The organism is Streptomyces sp. NPDC052236 (assembly GCF_044548015.1).
Lineage (GTDB): Bacteria > Actinomycetota > Actinomycetes > Streptomycetales > Streptomycetaceae > Streptomyces.
Genome location: NZ_JBIUBL010000002.1, coordinates 425,950 through 440,256, shown reverse-complemented (window position 1 = coordinate 440,256; position 14,307 = coordinate 425,950). Strand labels below are relative to the sequence as shown.

Below are 14,307 nucleotides of genomic sequence, written 5' to 3'. Positions count from 1 at the left end.
CGGATACAGTCAGCGTCGCGCCACCTACGGGGACAGGAGAGGGTCATTACCGCCAACCGGCAGACGGGCTGGGCGCTCGCCGACGCCTTTGTCGCCGAGGACGAAGCGTTGCACTGGGCCCGGGACCGGGCCCAGGAGTCAGGGCTCCGCCCGGTGTCGCCAGGCACTGGCGCCGCGCTGCGACTGCTGGCTGCCACGGTTGACGCGAAAGCGGTGGCCGAAATCGGCACGGGAACCGGTGTTTCCGGGATCTATCTGCTGGACGGCATGCGGCCCGACGGTGTGCTGACCACGGTGGACCCGGAGCCGGACCGGCAGCAGTTCGCCCGCGAGGCCTTCCGGGCGGCGGGCTTCACCGGAAACCGGGCGCGTTTCATCCCCGGCCGCGCCCTGGACGTACTTCCGCGGCTCGCGGACGGCGGTTACGACCTCGTCTTCTGCGACGGCGACCCTATGGAGTCGCTGGACTACCTCGCTGAATCGTTGCGCCTGCTGCGACCTGGCGGTCTTGTCTGCTTCGAAGGCGTCTTCGCGGACGGCCGCACGTTCGATGCGGCGGCGCAGCCCGTGGAGGTGCTGCGCCTTCGGGAGCTGCTGCGGGCGGTGCGGGAGAGCACGGAGCTGCTGCCCTCGCTGCTGCCGGTCGGCGACGGCCTGCTCTGCGCTGTACGCCGCGGCTGACCCCAACCACCTACCGCGCCCCGATACGGCACGCCTGCACCTACAGCACGCCCCCGGGCACAACACTGCCCCGGCACCCATGGGTGCCGGGGCAGTGAAAGTTTGGGCGCTTCCCGCGTCAGCCGACGACTTTTTTCAGGGCGTCGCCGAGTGCATCGGCTTCGTCCGGAGTCAGCTCGACCACGAGCCGACCGCCGCCTTCGAGCGGAACGCGCATGACGATGCCCCGCCCCTCCTTGGTCACCTCGAGCGGGCCGTCGCCCGTCCGCGGCTTCATGGCCGCCATGCTCGTTCCCCTTCCTGAAACCAGCTCATCGCAGCCGACAACCCAGGTGTCACCGGCATCGAACACATTGCTTCCAGGTCATTATCCCGCATGGCGGGACCCGATGACCAACATCGGTCTGCATCGCTTGCGCAACGCGCTCTCGCAAAACCACCCAAAGCGGCGATCCGCCTGCGATACTTCGCCGCCGTGCACCCAACCGGCACTCACGATTGTTTGACGCAGGTCACATGTTCGGCCCGTCGATCTCCGCCATGCTGGCCCTGAGCACCAGCGATTGAGCCGTAGAACCGAACGAAACCGAACCGAACAAGCCAGACCAGCCGAACCAGCCGAACCAAAGGGGACCCCGCCATGGCCGACTCCGTGCTGTACGAGGTGAGCGACGGACTCGCGACGATCACGATCAACCGGCCCGAGGCCATGAACGCGATGAACACCGAGGCCAAGGTGGCCCTCCGGGACTCGGCACAGGCGGCCGCCGCCGACCCCGCCGTACGCGCGGTCCTGCTCACCGCGACCGGGCGCGCCTTCTGCGTGGGGCAGGACCTCAAGGAGCACATCGCCCTGCTCGCCGCCGACCGCGAGGCGGGCACCGGCGCCACCATGAGCACCGTGCGGGAGCACTACAACCCCATCGTGCGCGCCCTCACGGACATGGCGAAGCCCGTGGTGGCCGGCGTCAACGGCGTGGCGGCGGGCGCGGGACTCGGCTTCGCCCTCGCCGCGGACTACCGGGTGGTCGCCGAAACGGCCACATTCACCACCGCCTTCGCGGGCGTCGCGCTGACCGCCGACTCCGGGGTGTCCTGGACGCTGCCCCGGCTGATCGGCCAGAGCCGCGCCGCCGACCTGCTGCTCTTCCCGCGCTCGTTCACCGCGCACGAGGCGCGGGACTGGGGCATCGCGAACAAGCTGGTCCCGGCTGCGGACCTGGCCGCCGAGGCGGCCGCGGTGGCCCGCGCGCTGGCCGAGGGCCCGACCGTGGCGTACGCGGCGCTCAAGGAGTCGCTGGCGTACGGCGCGGGTCACACCCTGGGCGAGGCGCTGGCCCGGGAGGAGGAGCTCCAGGCCAGGGCGGGCGCGTCACAGGATCACGGAATCGCGGTCCAGGCGTTCCTGGACAAGGCGAAGCCGAAGTACCTCGGCCGCTAGGTCGCGGTACGGCTCGTGGTGCGGGCCGCGCAGTCGCTGAGGTGGTCGTCGACCAGACCGCATGCCTGCATCAGGGCGTACGCCGTCGTCGGCCCGACAAAGCGTATGGAGCGCTTCTTGAGGGCCTTGGCCAGCGCCGTGGACTCATCGGTGACCGCGGGGACGTCGGCGAGGGTGTGCGGGACAGGGCGCGTCACCGGATCCGGGGCGTACGACCAGATCAGCTCGTCCAGCTCGCCGGGCGACCAGTCGGCGAGCACGCGCGCGTTGGCCACCGTCGCGTCGATCTTGGCGCGGTTGCGGATGATCCCGGCGTCGGCCAGGAGGCGCTCCTTGTCGGTGTCGGTGAACTCCGCCACCGAGGCGATCTTGAAGCCGTCGAAGGCGCTGCGGAAGCCCTCGCGTCTGCGCAGGATGGTTATCCAGGACAGGCCGGACTGGAAGGCCTCCAGGCAGAGCCGCTCGAACAGCGCATCGTCGCCGTGGACCGGGCGGCCCCACTCCTCGTCGTGATACGCGACATAGTCCGCCGCGGACAAGCCCCAGGGGCAGCGCAGCTTCCCGTCGGGCCCCGGCAGGGCGCCGCTCACTGCTCACGCTCCTCGCCCGGCTTGGCGAACAGGTCGGGCCCGCCGACCGCGGTGGCCTGCGCGCCTGCCAGCGCGGATTCCAGCTCGGCGATACGGGCGTCCCGCTCGGCAAGCTCCGCGCCGAGGCGGCCCAGCACATCGTCAACATCCACCATCCGGTACCCGCGCACCGCGACGGGCAGCCGCAGCGCCTCGACATCGGCGCGGCCGACCGGGCGGGTCTGCGGCAGCGGGTCGACCAACTGCTCAGGCGCCGCCTCGGGCAGGGCCGCACTGTCGCCGCCGCCGACCACGGCGAGCGTGACCGCGGCGACCACCACGACCATGGCGATCAGCAAGAACAAGAACACGAGCGACCCTCTCACCGAGCGGAAAACCGTCCGCCTCTGATCGTGCCACGGCGGTCTGACAGTTAGGGTCGCAGGCGACCGACCTGAGGAGGAAAACCGCTGATGCTGCGGCTGGGACGGCGCGAATTCGACGCGCGGGAGCCGGTGATCATGGCGATCGTGAACCGGACGCCGGACTCCTTCTACGACCAGGGCGCGACCTTCCGCGACGAGCCGGCTCTCGCCCGCGTCGAGCAGGCGGTGTCAGAGGGCGCTGCCATCATCGACATCGGCGGCGTGAAGGCGGGACCCGGGGAGGAGGTGACGGCCGAGGAGGAGGCGCGGCGCACGGTCGGCTTCGTGGCCGAGGTCCGCAGACGCCACCCGGAGGTGGTGATCAGCGTCGACACCTGGCGGCATGACGTGGGCGAAGCGGTCTGCGAGGCGGGCGCGGACGTGCTGAACGACGCGTGGGGCGGGGTGGACCCCAAGCTGGCGGAGGTGGCCGCGCGGTACGGAGCGGGCCTGGTGTGCACGCACGCGGGCGGCGCGGAGCCGCGGACGCGGCCGCACCGGATCACGTACGAGGACGTGGTGGCGGACATTCTGCGGGTGACGGTCTCGCTGGCCGAGCGGGCGGTGGGGCTGGGCGTCCGCCGGGACGGGATCATGATCGACCCGGGCCATGACTTCGGGAAGAACACCCGGCACAGCCTGGAAGCGACGCGGCGGCTCGGGGAGCTGGTGGAGACGGGCTGGCCGGTGCTGGTCTCGCTGTCGAACAAGGACTTCGTCGGCGAGACGATCGACAAGCCGGTGAAGGAGCGCCTGATCGGCACGCTGGCGACGACGGCGGTGTCGGCGTGGCTGGGGGCGCGGGTGTACCGGGTGCACGAGGTGGCGGAGACGAAGCAGGTGCTGGACATGGTGGCGTCCATCGCGGGGCACCGGGCGCCGGCGGTGGGGAGGCGGGGGCTGGGGTAGGAGCGGGGGCGTGCGCTTGCGGGTGGCGGTGGGTTCGGGGTGCGGTGGTGCGGGGTGCGGCGGGCCTTCCCGTAACTGGGGGCTCCGCCCCCAGACCCCCGGTCCTCAAACGCCGGACGGGCTGGATTCTCCAGCCCCGCCGGCGATTGAGGCGCTGGGGGCACCTCCCACGCCGCTAGGCGTAGGGGGAGGGTTCGGGGGCAGCGCCCCCGACCAGGGCCCGACGCGCAGCCGCTCCCCTAGCGGGCCGTCTCCTTCGTCACCAGCTCCACCGCTTCCTCCACCTCATCCGTGACGTGAAACAGCAGCAGATCCGACTCCGACGCCTTCCCCTGTGCCACCACCGTGTGCCGCAGCCAGTCCACCAAACCGCTCCAGTACTCCGTGCCGAACAGCACGATCGGGAAGCGTGTCACCTTGCGGGTCTGGACCAGGGTCAGGGCCTCGAACAGTTCGTCCAGCGTGCCGAGGCCGCCCGGCAGAACCACGAACCCCTGTGCGTACTTCACGAACATCGTCTTGCGGACGAAGAAGTAGCGGAAGTTAACCCCGATATCGACGTGCGGGTTGAGGCCCTGCTCGTAAGGAAGCTCGATGCCGAGCCCGACCGAGATGCCCTTCGCCTCCCGCGCGCCCCGGTTCGCCGCCTCCATCGCTCCCGGGCCGCCGCCCGTGATCACCGCGAAGCCCGCGTTGACCAGCGCCGTGCCGATGCGGATGCCGGCGTCGTACTCAGCGGTCCCCGCGGCCGTGCGCGACGAGCCGAACACGCTGATGGCACTGGGGAGTTCGGCCAGCGCGCCGAAGCCCTCCACGAACTCCGACTGGATGCGCATGACCCGCCAGGGATCGGTGTGCACCCATTCCGTGTCGCCCTTCGTGTCCAGCAACCGCTGATCCGTGGTGCCCTGCTGGACCTGTCCCCTGCGGCGCAGTACCGGTCCCAGTCGCTGCTCTTCCAGCGCCCGCAATCCCTCGATCCCCTCGGGGTTGCTCATGACCTGCTCCCTCCGCCGAACATCATTGCCTTGAGCCAGGGTAGGACGACGAACGTTACGAACGTTGAAATATGTGCGGTCAGGCTGTGAGCCATTCGCGGAGCCGCTGTTCACAGTGGGTGATCTTCTCCACCGCCACATGCTCGTCCCGCTTGTGCGCGAAGAGCGCGTCACCGGGTCCGTAATTGACCGCGGGCACCCCGAGCGCGCTGAAGCGCGCCACGTCCGTCCAGCCGAACTTCGGCTGCGCGGTGCCGCCGACCGCCTCCATGAAAGCCGCGGCGGCCGGGTGCGAGAGGCCGGGCAGCGCGCCGCCCGTGTGGTCGTCCACGATGAACTCCGCGATGTCGCACTCCGCGAAGACCTCGCGGACATGCGCCTCGGCCTCCGCCATGCTCCGGTCCGGCGCGTAGCGGTAGTTGACCACCACGGCACACGCGTCGGGGATGACGTTGTTGGCGGCGCCCCCCTCGATCCGTACCGCGTTGAGCCCTTCCCGGTACTCCAGTCCGTCGACGACCGGCCGGCGCGGCTCGTACGCGGCGAGGCGCGCCAGGATCGGCGCGACGGTGTGAATGGCGTTCGACCCCATCCAGCTGCGCGCGGAGTGCGCCCGCTCCCCCGCCGTACGGAGAATGACCCGCAGCGTGCCCTGGCAGCCGCCCTCGACCTGCGCGTCGGACGGTTCTAGCAGGACGGCGAAATCGCCCTCCAGCCACTCCGGATGGGCTTCGGCCACCCGGCCGAGACCGCTGAGATGCGCGGCGACCTCTTCGTTGTCGTAGAAAACGAAGGTGATGTCCCGATTGGGCTCGGGAACGGTCGCGGCAATCCGCAGCTGAAGAGCGACGCCCGATTTCATGTCGCTCGTGCCGCAGCCCCACAGCACGCCGTTCCCGTCCAGCCGCGACGGTACGTTGTCGGCAATCGGGACCGTGTCGATGTGCCCGGCGAGAATGACGCGCTCGCCGCGCCCCAGGGCGGTGCGGGCCACGACGTTGTTGCCGTGCCGGTCGACGGTGAGGTGCGGCAGACGGCGCAGGGCCTGCTCGATCGCGTCGGCGAGGGGCTTCTCCTCGCCGCTCACCGAGCGGAAGTCGACCAGGTCCGCGGTCAGCGCCGGGGCGTCAAGGGTGAGGTCAAGCGCAGTTTCGGGCATGACCCCGACCTTAACGCGGTGGGCTGCTCACCCGGGAGCCACATCGATTGCGGCACCGGCTCCAGTGCGGTTCCGGTGACGATTCCGGTGCCGATTCCAGCAGCGACAAAACCCGAATTCGCATCGCACAGCAGTCCACGGCCTCCCCCGTACGAGGCACCGTGCCCACCTCCGGACCATGCGTCGACCGGCCGTTCGCGCCGTCAGTGACCCGCCCGTCAAATCCCTTGCGCCAAAAGGGAAGTGACGGTTCAGCAAGGCGTTACGTATTGGAATGTTTGCCCGTCTTTATCCAGAGCCGATAATGCGACACATTACCAATTCTTTACTTTGATCCACCGCAACTTCTACCTCCCTCCGAGCTGTTGTCACTGCGTCCGAGCGCCGGACCGCCAGCGGAACCGGCTCCAGGACAGGCACCATTCCCAACGTCCTTTCTCGTCTCAAGGAGCACCATGTCCCTCCCCCTGACCCGTCGGATCGCCCGTGCCGCGCTGCTCATCGCCGCGGGCGCAGCTCCCGTGGTCGGTGCGGCCGGCTCCGCAAGCGCCCTGGCCCTTCCGCAGGCGCCCCTGGACGGCCTGACCGCGCTCGACGCAGAGGCCCTCGGCTCCACTGTCGACGGTGCCTCGCAGAAGACCACGGAGCTGGCGGGCGAAGCCGGCGGCAACGCGGTCAAGCAGACCGTCCCGGCCGCGGGCAAGGCCGTCGGCAAGGCGGGCAAAGCGGCCACGCACAAGGTAACCGGTGACACCACGCAGAGCGCCGGCAAGGTCGTCGGCAAGACCGCGGGCAGCGCCACCGAGTCCCTGGGCGGCGGCACCCTGCCGACCGACTCCCTCGGCGCCGAGGGCCTGGGTGCCGGCTCGCTGCCGCTGAACACCCTGCCGCTCGGCGGCTAGCACGCGCGGTTGCGCACGCGGCTACGGAGAGGGGCCCCGGGAGTACGTACTCCCGGGGCCCCTCTCCCGTGTGCGCCGCGTCAGCCGCGTGCCGCGCGTGCCGTGTCGCCGCCTCAGCCCAGGCGCTTGACCGCGGCCTCGACCCGCTCGTCCGTCGCGGTGAACGCCACCCGTACGAACCGCTCCCCCGCCGTTCCGTAGAAGTCGCCCGGCGCGACCAGGATGCCCAGCCGCGCCAGGTGCGCCACCGTGTCCCAGCACGGTTCGTCGCGCGTCGCCCACAGGTAGAGGCTGGCCTCGCTGTGCTCGATGCGGAAGCCGTGCGCTTCCAGGGCCGTACGCAGCGCCTCCCGCCGGGCCACGTACCGCGCCCGCTGTTCCGAGACGTGCGTGTCGTCGCCGAGCGCCGCGACGGTGGCGGCCTGCACCGGCGCCGGGGTCATCATCCCGCCGTGCTTGCGGATCTGGAGCAGCTCGCCGAGCACGCTCGCGTCGCCCGCCGCGAAGGCGGCGCGGTACCCGGCCAGGTTGGAGCGCTTGGACAGCGAGTGGACGGCCACGACGCCCCCGTACGTACCACCGCACACATCCGGGTGCAGCACCGAGACCGGCTCCGCCTCCCAGCCCAGCTCCAGGTAGCACTCGTCGCTGAAGACCAGTACGCCGTGGGCGCGCGCCCAGGCGACGATACGGATCAGCTCGTCCTTGGCCAGCACCCGGCCGGTCGGGTTGGAGGGCGAGTTGAGCCAGAGCAGCTTCAGTCCGGCAGGGTCGAGCTGCGTCGGGTCGTCGTAGGCCACGGGCTCCGCACGGGCCAGCCGCGCGCCGATCTCGTACGTCGGGTAGGCGAGGCGCGGGTAGGCGACCTTGTCGCCGGGGCCCAGGCCCAGCTGCGTCGGCAGCCAGGCCACCAACTCCTTGGAGCCGACGACGGGCAGTACGTTCGTGTGGGTGACGCCGACGGCGCCGAGCCGCCGCTCGACCCAGCCGGTGAGCGCGTCACGCAGCGCCGCCGTCCCCCACACCGTCGGATACCCGGGCGAGTCGGCGGCCGCGCTGAGGGCCTGCTGGATCAGCTCGGGGACGGGGTCGACGGGGGTGCCGACGGAGAGGTCCACGATGCCGTCCGGGTGGGCCGCGGCCGTCGCCTTGTACGGCTCCAGCTTGTCCCAGGGAAAGGCGGGGAGGCGGGAAGAGACTGCGGACGCAGCGGACACAGGCTTCTCTTTCTCTGTTCTCTTTCTCTGCTCATGCGTGCGGCTCATGCGTGCGGCGTGAGACGCCTCGGTCCCGTACGGACGACGAACCGCACGGGACCGGGTCCTACTGGCTACTGGCTACTGGTTCTGCGGCGGCAACGCGGCGATGAAGGGGTGGTCCCGCTCGATCAGGCCAAGCTTGGAGGCACCACCGGGCGAGCCGAGTTCGTCGAAGAACTCGACGTTCGCCTTGTAGTAGTCCTTCCACTCCTCCGGGGTGTCATCCTCGTAGAAGATCGCCTCCACCGGGCAGACCGGCTCACAAGCCCCGCAGTCGACGCATTCGTCCGGGTGGATGTACAAGGACCTGGAGCCCTCGTAGATGCAGTCGACGGGGCACTCCTCGATGCACGCCTTGTCCTTGACGTCGACACAAGGCTGCGCGATGACGTAGGTCACGCTGTCGTTCCTCCTCGGTAGGGCTGGCTTGCGCGGGAGCGCGGCGTCGTCGATGCCCGCCTCTAGTATCTCCGTTCTTGGGACGGATCCGAACATGAGGGGCTCGCAGAGCTGTGGAATTCACCGGCGGCGGACGCCTCAAAGTCCGTATTACACCTGTTGACGTGGGTAAACGAGTGTCGGTGCGGTGCTTGACCGGTCCGGGGGTCACGGGCGGCAGGTTCACCGACACGGTCGGTGTTCTCACATCCTGGGACGAGGGTGTGCTGCTGATCACCCGACGGACCGGCGAAACCGTCCGCATCCCGGAATCGACGCTCGTCGCGGGCAAGGTCGTACCCGCCGCGCCCGCCCGGCGGAGGGGGCCCGCGGCGGATTTCGAGGAGCTCGCGCGGGTGACGGCGCGCGCCTGGCAGCCGGTGGAGAGCGAGCGGCTCGGCGACTGGCAGCTGCGCGCGTCGTCCGGGTTCACCCGGCGCGCCAATTCGGTGCTGCCGCTCGGTGACCCGGGTGCGCCGCTCGATACGGCGCTGGCACGGGTGCGTGCGTGGTACGAGGAGCGGGGCCTGCCCCCGTACGTTCAGGCCGCGACCGGGGCGGCGGGGACGCAGGAGGGGCTCTGCGCGGAGCTGGCGGCGCGCGGGTGGCGGCGCGAGGTCTCGGCGGAGGTACGGATCGGAGCCCTGGCCCCTGTCGGCGACCAGGGAGATCACCTGGACGTCGCCCGGGTCCGGCTCACGCGGACCTGCGACGCCGCCTGGCTACAGCGCTACCAGCGGTCCAGTGTGGCCGGGCCACATGTGCTGAAGGTGCTGGGCAGCGGTCCTTCGGTGTGGTTCGCCGCCATACCTGGCGAGGGCGAGTCCCTCGCGGCGATCGGCCGGTGTGTGGTCGACGGCCGTTGGGCGGGGTTCATGGCGGTGGAGGTGGACCCGGCGTACCGGCGTCAGGGGCTCGCGACCGCGGTGATGGGCGCGCTGGCGCGGCGCGCGCTGGAGGAGGGCGCATCGGCGGCCTGGCTCCAGGTCGAGGACGACAACGGCGGGGCTCGCGCGTTGTACGAGGGGATGGGCTTTGAGACCCACCACTTCTACCACCACTTCCGATCCCCGTAGGCGGGTACGAAACGCATATGCACGACGAATCACCCGACCAGCCCCCACGCCCCGACAGGCCCGCCGACCGACGGCGGCGGTTCGCCGAGGAGGCTCGCTCGGAGCGGCCCGACCTCGCCCTGCTGTGCCTGCTGGTGGGCGCGGAGGCGGACCCGTCCGTGGACGAGGCCACGATGGACGCGGCCCAGATCGAACTGGACCGGCTCGCCGGGATGTTGCCCTACGGCCTGGTCGGGCCGCGCGCGTGGGCGGCGGCGCTGACCGAACTCCTCGGGGCGCGCTGCGATTTCCGGGGGTCTCCTGCCGACTATCAGCGTCTGGAGTCCTCGCTGCTGCATGAGGTGCTGCGCCGCCGCCGTGGCCTGCCGATCCTCCTGTCGGTGGTCTGGATCGAGGTCGCCCGCCGGGCCGGCGCGCCGGTGTACGGGGTCGCGCTGCCGGGTCACTTCGTGGTCGGCTTCGGCGACCCGCCTACGTCCACGTCCGCCTCCTCGTCTTCCTCCGCATCGGACGAGCAGGTGCTCGCGGACCCCTTCGCGGGCGGGCGCATCCTGACGGGGCCGGACGCGGAGCTGCTGGTCGCCGGTGCGACAGGGGCGCCGCTCGACCCGTCGATGCTGACGCCCGCGGACCCGCTCGAAGTGGTCCTGCGCATCCTGAACAACATCCGCACCTGGGCGGCGGCCCGCCCGGAGCGCTCGGATGTGGCGCTCTGGGCGGTCGAACTGTCCCTTCTGCTGCCTTCGCACCCGGCGCGGCTGCGGTACGAGCGCGCCCAGCTGCTCGTACAGCGCGGGGACTTCCTGACGGGGGCGGCGGAGATGGACGCGTACGCGGAGGTGGTGGCGGCGGTGGACGGCGCGACGGCGGACGCGATCAGGCGAAAGGCGCGGGCGGCACGGGCGATGCTGAACTGAGCGCTAGACCTTCAGGTCGAGACGGCGCAGGCGTTCGGGATCGTTGAGGGTGTCGATCGCGACGATCTTGTCGTGCCTGATCGTGAACGCCATGACCGAGACCGGCTGCCCCTCCGCGTACGCGACGACTCCCGGCGCTCCATTGATGAACGCGGGCTGCGCGATCTCGGCGAGCCGCGCGAAGGTAATGGCCCGCCCGGCCACGGTCGTGGCGCCGCGGATCACGCTTCCGGGGCGCAGAACGCCGCCGTCGGAGCGCACCACGACATCCGGGTCGAGGACCGCGACGAGCGCCTCGAAATCGCCGCCGCGGGCCGCCGCGAGGAAGGCGTCGACGATTTCGCGCTGGCGGGTGAGGTCGGTGTCGGGCGCCGGGGCCGCTCCCTGCACCCGGCGGCGGGCGCGGCTGGCGAGCTGGCGCGACGCGGCCGGGGTGCGGCCGACGACGGGGGCGATCTCGTCAAAGGGCACGGCGAACAGGTCGTGCAGCACAAAGGCGAGGCGCTCGGCGGGGGCCAGCGTTTCAAGGACGACGATCAGCGCGAGGCCGACGGAGTCGGCGAGCAGCGCTTCGTGTTCGGGGTCGACGCCGTCAGCGGGGCTCACGAGGGGATCGGGCAGGCGCACGCCCAGCGGCTCCTCGCGCCGCGAGACGCGCGAGCGCAGCATGTCCAGGCACACCCGGCCGACCACGGTCGTCAGCCAGCCGCCGAGATTCTGGACGTCGTCGGTGTCGGAGCGGCTGACCTTGAGCCAGGCCTCCTGTACGGCGTCCTCCGCCTCGCTGAGCGAGCCGAGCATCCGGTAGGCGACGGCCCGCAGGTGAGGCCGGTGCGTCTCGAAACGCTCGGCCGTATCCGTCCATCGGTCCCATCTCCTCAGTGCGGTGACGTAGCGATGACGGAACGGACCGGTCAGTTGTGACAGCGCGGCGGGGGCGGCCTGTGCGGGGTGGGGTGCGGGGTGCGCCTGCGGCGGGCTTGCCCCCACCCCGCCCTTTCCCGTAACTGGGGGCTCCGCCCCAGACCCCGTACCGCCCTTCGGGCGGTGTCCTCAATCTCCCCCATAGCCTTCGGCATGGGAGGTACCCCCAGACGGGCTTGAGTTGCCGGGCCACCGGCAACTCAAGCCTCGCCGGCGATTGAGGCGTCGGACGGCTAGCTGGGGTCCAGGTCGATCACGCTGACGCGCTCCTCGGGTGTCTTGCCGCGCAGGGCCGGCCGCATGGCCTGGACGACGTCCTCCGCGGCGACCGGGTGCTTCTTGCCGTCGGCCCTGGTGATCGTGACGCCGTCGAAAGCCCCGTCCAGCAGCTCGATGATCGCCTTCTTGTCGTAGTACTCGACCAGCTTGCCGTCGATCACCTTCATCGAAAGGATCTTCGGCAGCGACTTCTGCGGGCCGAAATCGATCGATTCGCCGCCCGCCTTGATGGTGATCACCTCGGACATCGCGGGCTCCGCGAATTCCTTCATCGCCCGGTCCAGTTCGGCCTGGCCGATACTCGGCTCACGGGTGGTGACCGGCAGCTCCACGACGTCCGGACGGCCCGTCTCGACCTGGGCGCGGTAGGCGTCCTTGACCGAGATCATCGAGCGGCCCACGTCCAGTGTCTGGCCCGCCTTGCCAGGTACTGCGACGGCCTTGCCCGGCTCGAATTTTATCGTGCCTTCGGTGGCCGAGCCCGAGACGCCCGCCAGGTCGGTGAGCGCGACGCTCAGCTTCTCCTCGTCGACCAGGATCACCGGTTCGGCGACGCGTTCGCCGCCGAAGAGGGAACCGATCACCGAGATCGGGTTGTAGTCGCTGCCCGCGGCGGCGCGGACCGTGGCCTGGCTGTCCAGGGAGAGCCCGGCCTTGTCCGGGGCGAGCTGCTCCTGCTTGCCACCCACCGTGAGCTGGAGCGGGCTGACTGCGCGCTTGCCGAGGGCGGCGTCGAGCTTGTTGACCGCCTGGTCCCTGGTGCCGCCGCCGATGTCCACGCCGAGCACTGTGGTGCTCTTGGGTACGTCGGAGTGGTTGAGCAGCAGGCCGGCGCCGTACGCGATACCGGCCAGAGTGACCACCGCGACCGCCGCGAGCACCAGCTTGGAGCGGCCCTTCTTCTTGGCGGGCGCGGACCGGGAGGTTGCTGCGGGTGCGGGCTTGGGCTTGGCCGCGGCAGGGCTGCCGGGGCCGCCTCCCGTACCGGCCGGGAACTCCGGTGCGGAGAAGCCGCCCTGGTCGGAACCCTGCGGGCCGGGGCCCTGGGACAGCAGCGGGTTCGGTCCCGAGCCGGGGGCGCCGGGAGCGGAACCCTGCGGTCCGGAGAGCGGGTTGCCGAGCGGCGGGAAGGGCGAACGGTGCTCCGGCGGGACGACGGGGATGCCGCTGGTCAGCGTGTCCCCGGAGACATGGCCGCCGCCGCTGCTGCCGGCGCCGAGGCCGGGCTTCTGCGGGGTGAGGACGGCGGTGTCGTCGGACATCCGGGGCGCTGTGCCGGGGCCGCCGGGCCCGACAGGACCCGGACCTCCGGGGCCGGGCCCGACAGGACCGGGGCCTGTGGAACCGGGGCCGACGGGACCCGGACCGGCGGAACCGGGGCCTGCGGAACCAGGGCCTACGGAACCAGAGCCTGCCGCCCTGCGCTTGCCGCTGGGGCGCGGGGGCAGCGGCATGGTGCCGGTGACCGGTCCCGTGGTCGGCCCGGTGGGGCCGAGCGGGCGCTCCGGCGAACCCGGCGGACGGACGCCCAGCGGAGGCGTACCGCTTCCTGCCGCCCCTGGGGGCTTTGCGAAGCTCCCAGGAGGGAAGCGGTTCGCGCCGGACGGCGGGCCTTCGGCGCCCGCGGCCAGGTCGCTCAGCGAACCGCCGCTGCGCGGCGCGCCGGGGCCGCCCTGCTGCCCCTCGGAGAAGTACGGCAGCCCGGCACCCGGACCAGCGGGCGCAGAAGGTGAGGGTGAGGGTACGGAGGGCTGCGCGGCCGAGGCCGCCAGACCTGCCCCATTGCCGCCCAGCCCGTTCGCACCTGCCGGACCGGCGCCCGGCCCCGGCGCGGGACCCGAACCGGCCTTGCGCGGCGCGAACCAGTCGCTCGGGGCCTTCCCCTCGGCCTGCGGCTCCGCCACGGGCAGAGCCATCTCCTGCGTCACATCGGGCCGCGGGGTGCTGCCCGTTTGAGAGCTGTCCTGTCTCTCCGGCTTCGCCGGAGCATCCACGTCGCTCATCGGCGTACGCATGACGACCGGCGGGATCGGCCGCGAACCCGGGATGTTGATCCGGATCCGCGTCGTCAGCGTGGTCTCGGTCCTCGGCTCGTCCGGCTGCGGCTCCACGGCCGCATCGGCGTCTCCGAGGACCGGAGCGTCCTGCGTGGGATGCGGCGACGGATACTGGCGGGATCCGTACGGCGGTGTTCCCGAGGGGTACGCGGCTCCACCGCGCCCGTGGGGCCCGGCGGACGAACTGTCAGTTTCACGACTCAAAGCAGGTTCTCCCGGTTGGCTCCGCCGCCCGCTTCTTACTGGACAGCAACTACTGCGGGCGGCTCGGCG

The 14,307-nt window shown here is 71.2% G+C and carries 15 protein-coding genes; 6 read left to right on the top strand and 9 right to left on the bottom strand.

All coding sequences use genetic code 11. The annotated features are described in order from the left end of the window. The first annotated feature begins 3 nt into the window (after positions 1-3). The gene (locus ACIHCQ_RS06000; protein ID WP_399658659.1) at positions 4-681 is read left to right on the top strand and encodes an O-methyltransferase; all 678 of its coding nucleotides are present in this window, start codon (positions 4-6) and stop codon (positions 679-681) included. Between the two features lie 118 nt (positions 682-799). Here ACIHCQ_RS06000 and ACIHCQ_RS05995 read toward each other — a convergent pair whose 3' ends face one another. Then, positions 800-967 carry a DUF3117 domain-containing protein gene (locus ACIHCQ_RS05995; protein WP_003966491.1) on the bottom strand — a complete coding sequence of 56 codons (168 nt, stop codon included), beginning with the start codon at positions 965-967 and terminating at the stop codon, positions 800-802. A gap of 354 nt (positions 968-1,321) precedes the next feature. On the opposite strand from ACIHCQ_RS05995, the gene ACIHCQ_RS05990 reads away from it, so the two are divergent. Next, positions 1,322-2,122 (top strand): enoyl-CoA hydratase/isomerase family protein, encoded by an 801-nt coding sequence (locus tag ACIHCQ_RS05990; protein WP_399658431.1) that lies wholly within the window; start codon positions 1,322-1,324, stop codon positions 2,120-2,122. Here the strand turns inward: ACIHCQ_RS05990 and ACIHCQ_RS05985 are convergent. Together ACIHCQ_RS05985 and ACIHCQ_RS05980 are read right to left on the bottom strand one after the other, a co-directional pair. Next, positions 2,119-2,712, bottom strand: a complete 594-nt coding sequence (locus tag ACIHCQ_RS05985) for a DNA-3-methyladenine glycosylase I (RefSeq protein ID WP_399658430.1) — start codon at positions 2,710-2,712, stop codon at positions 2,119-2,121. The genes ACIHCQ_RS05990 and ACIHCQ_RS05985 overlap by 4 nt on opposite strands. Continuing rightward, the gene (locus tag ACIHCQ_RS05980) at positions 2,709-3,062 is read right to left on the bottom strand and encodes a hypothetical protein (protein WP_399658429.1); all 354 of its coding nucleotides are present in this window, start codon (positions 3,060-3,062) and stop codon (positions 2,709-2,711) included. Before ACIHCQ_RS05980 ends, ACIHCQ_RS05985 begins: the two co-directional genes overlap by 4 nt. Before the next feature lie 102 nt (positions 3,063-3,164). Here ACIHCQ_RS05980 and folP point away from each other — a divergent pair, with 102 nt between their 5' ends. Further along, entirely contained in the window at positions 3,165-4,025 is an 861-nt protein-coding gene (gene folP, locus ACIHCQ_RS05975) for a dihydropteroate synthase (RefSeq protein WP_399658428.1), read from the top strand. Between the two features lie 239 nt (positions 4,026-4,264). Here folP and ACIHCQ_RS05970 read toward each other — a convergent pair whose 3' ends face one another. Next, positions 4,265-5,023 (bottom strand): TIGR00730 family Rossman fold protein, encoded by a 759-nt coding sequence (locus ACIHCQ_RS05970; protein ID WP_399658427.1) that lies wholly within the window; start codon positions 5,021-5,023, stop codon positions 4,265-4,267. 79 nt (positions 5,024-5,102) lie between these two features. After that, a complete protein-coding gene (gene dapE, locus ACIHCQ_RS05965) occupies positions 5,103-6,182 on the bottom strand; it encodes a succinyl-diaminopimelate desuccinylase (protein WP_399658426.1) in 1,080 nt (359 codons plus the stop codon). Between the two features lie 455 nt (positions 6,183-6,637). On the opposite strand from dapE, the gene ACIHCQ_RS05960 reads away from it, so the two are divergent. Further along, complete coding sequence (locus ACIHCQ_RS05960; RefSeq protein ID WP_399658425.1) at positions 6,638-7,084, top strand: ATP-binding protein; 447 nt, start codon at positions 6,638-6,640, stop codon at positions 7,082-7,084. A gap of 113 nt (positions 7,085-7,197) precedes the next feature. On the opposite strand, the gene ACIHCQ_RS05955 is transcribed toward ACIHCQ_RS05960, so the two are convergent. Next, positions 7,198-8,349: a bifunctional succinyldiaminopimelate transaminase/glutamate-prephenate aminotransferase gene (locus ACIHCQ_RS05955; RefSeq protein ID WP_399658424.1), complete on the bottom strand. Its 1,152-nt coding sequence runs from the start codon at positions 8,347-8,349 to the stop codon at positions 7,198-7,200. 72 nt (positions 8,350-8,421) lie between these two features. Then, positions 8,422-8,742, bottom strand: coding sequence for a ferredoxin (fdxA, locus tag ACIHCQ_RS05950; protein ID WP_018089397.1), 321 nt, complete (start codon positions 8,740-8,742; stop codon positions 8,422-8,424). Between the two features lie 113 nt (positions 8,743-8,855). Here fdxA and ACIHCQ_RS05945 point away from each other — a divergent pair, with 113 nt between their 5' ends. Then, positions 8,856-9,857 carry a GNAT family N-acetyltransferase gene (locus ACIHCQ_RS05945; RefSeq protein ID WP_399658423.1) on the top strand — a complete coding sequence of 334 codons (1,002 nt, stop codon included), beginning with the start codon at positions 8,856-8,858 and terminating at the stop codon, positions 9,855-9,857. 17 nt (positions 9,858-9,874) lie between these two features. Further along, complete coding sequence (locus ACIHCQ_RS05940; RefSeq protein ID WP_399658422.1) at positions 9,875-10,774, top strand: transglutaminase-like domain-containing protein; 900 nt, start codon at positions 9,875-9,877, stop codon at positions 10,772-10,774. 3 nt (positions 10,775-10,777) lie between these two features. Here ACIHCQ_RS05940 and sigJ read toward each other — a convergent pair whose 3' ends face one another. Together sigJ and ACIHCQ_RS05930 are read right to left on the bottom strand one after the other, a co-directional pair. Then, positions 10,778-11,656: an RNA polymerase sigma factor SigJ gene (gene sigJ, locus ACIHCQ_RS05935; protein ID WP_399658657.1), complete on the bottom strand. Its 879-nt coding sequence runs from the start codon at positions 11,654-11,656 to the stop codon at positions 10,778-10,780. Positions 11,657-11,931: 275 nt separating this feature from the next. Then, on the bottom strand, positions 11,932-14,238 hold the full coding sequence (locus tag ACIHCQ_RS05930) for a hypothetical protein (RefSeq protein ID WP_399658421.1): 2,307 nt from the start codon (positions 14,236-14,238) through the stop codon (positions 11,932-11,934). Positions 14,239-14,307 lie beyond the last annotated feature (69 nt).